The sequence below is a fragment of the Thiocystis violacea genome, assembly GCF_016583565.1.
GTDB classification, from domain to species: Bacteria; Pseudomonadota; Gammaproteobacteria; order Chromatiales; family Chromatiaceae; genus Thiorhodococcus; species Thiorhodococcus violaceus_A.
In genome coordinates this window covers 1-563 of the sequence record NZ_NRRF01000256.1, presented here as the reverse complement: position 1 = coordinate 563, position 563 = coordinate 1, and the positions used below count along the sequence as shown (strand labels likewise).

1 protein-coding gene is annotated in these 563 nt (G+C 65.0%); it reads left to right on the top strand.

The window, feature by feature from the left end; translation table 11 throughout:
* A partial coding sequence (locus tag CKO23_RS25080) for a type II toxin-antitoxin system RatA family toxin (protein WP_207168703.1) occupies positions 1-345 on the top strand: 345 nt, incomplete at its 5' end.
* Between the last annotated feature and the right edge of the window lie 218 nt (positions 346-563).

Sequence of the window (563 nt, the reverse complement as noted above, 5' to 3'; positions counted from 1 at the left end):
CGCTCGCGTGAACCGATCGCGGGCGGGGGCGAGTTGATGAAGGCGGATCTGGTGATCTCGTTCAAGGTGTTTCGCGAACGTTTCGGCAGCCGGGTCACGCTGTGGCCAGAGCGGCACCGCATCGACACGGAATACCTGGATGGGCCGTTCCGCTATCTGAAATCCTACTGGCAGTTCGAGGACATCGGCAACGGTCGCTGCAAGGTGGAATTCTACGTCGATTTCGAATTCCGGAACCGCGTTCTGCAGGGGGTGATCGGGGCCGTGTTCAACGAGGCGATGCAGCGCATCGTGCGGGCCTTCGAAACCCGCGCAGAGGCATTGTACGGACGGCCGACGGCCTGATCCCCGACACTGGCAGGTCGATATGCAAAGGGCCGCGGCGATTCCCGCGGCCCTGTCACGTTTCCTTGTCCGCCTGCCTTAGCTTTTGGGCGGCGTGTTGGGCGCCTTGGGCGCCGGGGAAGACTGCTGCGGTTTGGGGGCGGCGGCTTGCTTGGGCTGGGCCTGCGCCTGCGGCGCGGCCTTGCGCCCGGTGTTCAGCGGATCGTCCTGCCGTTGGA